Below are 2,465 nucleotides of genomic sequence, written 5' to 3'. Positions count from 1 at the left end.
AGCATTCCCTGCGCTCGGGCGATTTGAACCTCGAATCGGGCGGCCGCGCTCATTCGGTCGAGGCCATCCGTGCTCACCAGAGGCTTCAAGACTCGAGGCCCAAGGGCTACGAAAAGGAGCTCCCGGTGTTCGGGCGCATCGAAGAGGAAGACGTCGTCCTCGAGATCCAGGGTCGAATCGATGGGGCACTCGGAAGCCTCGTCGAGGAGATCAAAACTGTTGCGACGCGTGACGATATTCCCTGGGACGGCAAGAGGGAGCATTGGGGCCAGTTGGAGGTCTATGCGTACCTGTACGCCGAGGATAAGGAGCTCGAGAGCGTCGAAGCGCGACTCACTTACAGTACGCTCGATACCGGAGAAGTGCGGGAGCTCGGTCGCCGCTACCATCGGAGCGAGCTTGCGAGCATCTTCCGTGGGCTGGTCTCGAAGTTTCTTTTGACCTATCGCCAGAAGTGCGCGTGGCTCGCGGAACGGGATGCGTCGATCCGAGCGACGGAGTTTCCGTTCACTCGATTCCGTCGCGGTCAGCGCGAGATGGCGATCGCCGTCTATCGCACGCTGCGTGACGGCGGCGAGCTTCTTCTCCAGGCCGCGACCGGCATCGGCAAGACCCAGGCAACGCTCTTCCCGGCGGTCAAAGCACTCTCCGAGGGAAGAACGAAGAAGCTCTTCTACGTCACGGCTCGGACGACGGGACGGGCGCTGGCGGAAAAAGCGGTGTTCGAGCTCGGGGGCCGGCTGAGAACCGTCACCCTCACCGCCAGGGACAAGATCTGCTTCAACCCGGAAAAAGCCTGTAATGGCGGCGAGTGCTCGTTCGCACGCGGGTTCTACGAACGCATCGAGAGTGCCGTGGAGGAAGCTCTCCGCCGGGATCTACTGACGCGGGAGACCATCGAAGAGGTGGCAAGACGGCACGACGTCTGCCCTTTCGAGCTCTCGCTCGAGCTCACCCCGTGGGCGGACCTCGTCATTTGCGACTACAACTATGTCTTCGATCCGAGAGCTTACGTACGACGTCTCTTCGACGACCGCAAGCTCGACTTCGCCCTTCTCGTCGACGAAGCCCACAACCTGATCGATCGGGCGCGCGACATGTTCTCGGCGGATCTGCGAAAGAAACCGTTTCTCGATCTTCGCCGGTGCGTGAGCCGAGAAGAGCAACCGCAGCTCCATCGCGCGCTCGGCGAGGTGAACGCCTTCCTGCTCGCCGCGCGAAAACGCGGCACGCTCTCCCTGACCGAGCCACCTGAGGAGCTATTGTCCATCCTTCGCCGATTGGTCGACGCGGCCGAGCCGGTGCTCGCGGCCGGCCCGAGGAGCTGGCGCGGGGAGCTTCTCGAGCGCTACTTCGACGCCATTCGTTTTCTCAAAGTGGGAGACGACTGGGGCGACGAGTACATCGCCTGCTACGAGCCGCGAGGACGGGATCTGAGGCTGAAGCTCTTCTGCACCGATCCCGCCCGGCGCTTGTCGGAGAGGCTCGGGTCCGCCAAAGCGGCGGTTTTCTTCTCCGCGACGCTGACGCCGCCCGGCTACTTCTGGAGGCTCCTGGGCTGTCGCGAGAAGCCACACGCGCTTCGTTTCGCGTCGCCTTTTCCCCGCGAGAATCTGGCGGTGTTCGTGGCTTCCGAAATCGCGACCACATACCGGCGACGAGCGGACAGCCGCGAGGGGCTGACCGAGCTACTGTCGGGGCTCGTGGACGCGAGGAAAGGGAAGTACCTCGTTTACTTCCCGTCGTATGAGTACTTGAACGCCGTTCACGAGCGCTTCGTTTCCTCGAGGCCCGAGCTCGCCGTCTCCGTCCAGCGACCGGATATGGACGAGAGAGAGCGCGGTCGCTTCCTCGCGCAGTTCGACGCCGACGGCCGGGCCTTCGTCGGCTTCGCCGTTCTCGGCGGCGTGTTCGGTGAGGGCATCGATCTTCCCGGCGAGCGGCTCGCGGGAGCGGCCATCGTGGGGGTCGGCCTTCCACCGCCGTCGCCCGAGCGCGAGCACATCCGGGAGCACTTCGAGCGGGAATCCGGGCGGGGATACGACTTCGCTTACGTCTACCCCGGAGTCAACCGCGTACTCCAGGCCGCGGGCCGGGTCATTCGCTCGGAGACCGACCGGGGGGTCTTGCTGCTGATCGACGAGCGCTTCGCCGAAGCGCGCTACCGGGCGCTCCTGCCGCTCGAATGGAGGCCGATCCCGATTCGCGGAGCCGCCGAGCTGCGCGGGCAACTCACCCGCTTCTGGGCAGGGTAGAATCCGTGAGCGCCGGAGGTGACGGCATGCGCTCCAGAGTCGTTTCGGGCGGGGGAGCGATCAGTCGTTTCGACCGAGAGCGGACTCTTATCGGGTCCTGCCTCGTTCTCACGGCCCTCACCGCCTGTCGGGTCGAACAAGCCGAGCCCCCCGCGGAGTTTTCCTTCGGCGAATGCCGGGAACGCAGCGAAGTCGCTTACGACGACGTTT

General features: G+C 64.5%; 2 protein-coding genes. Both read left to right on the top strand.

Annotation, left to right across the window (positions count from 1 at the left end; all coding sequences use genetic code 11):
- The coding region (locus VEK15_08075; GenBank protein ID HXV60635.1) for an ATP-dependent DNA helicase at positions 1-2,255 on the top strand (2,255 nt) is incomplete at its 5' end.
- A 26-nt stretch (positions 2,256-2,281) separates the two neighbouring features.
- Positions 2,282-2,465, top strand: a 184-nt coding sequence (locus VEK15_08070) for a hypothetical protein (GenBank protein HXV60634.1), incomplete at its 3' end; no start/stop codon positions are given.

It is taken from the genome of Vicinamibacteria bacterium, from assembly GCA_035620555.1.
In the GTDB taxonomy this organism is placed as follows: domain Bacteria; phylum Acidobacteriota; class Vicinamibacteria; order Marinacidobacterales; family SMYC01; genus DASPGQ01.
The sequence above is the reverse complement of the archived record's forward strand: the minus strand, read 5'-3'. Positions and strand labels throughout refer to the sequence as shown.